The sequence below is a fragment of the Amycolatopsis sp. NPDC059021 genome, from assembly GCF_042739895.1.
Lineage (GTDB): Bacteria > Actinomycetota > Actinomycetes > Mycobacteriales > Pseudonocardiaceae > Amycolatopsis.
On sequence record NZ_JBHYIQ010000019.1, the window covers coordinates 127,590 to 127,878 of the forward strand.

The window sequence follows — 289 nt, forward strand, 5'->3', positions numbered from 1 at the left end:
GGGGGGGCGCGGGGCGCGTCCCGCCCCCGGGGGGGGGGCGGGGGGGGGGGGGGGGGGCCCCGTGGGGGCTTTGGGGCCCACTCTGGGCGCCCCCCACGGATCTTTTCGTTCCTGCGAGCGCATGCCGTGAAGGACTCCTTGCCTACCCTGAGCGCTGTGAAGGTGGCCTTCACGGACCTTTGCGCCACCCCCGCTGGCGTGGGGGGGGGGGGGCGGGGGGGGGGGGGGTGTGGGGGGCGGGGGGGGGGGGGGGGCGCGGGGGGGGGGGGGGGGGCCGGCCCGGCGGGAC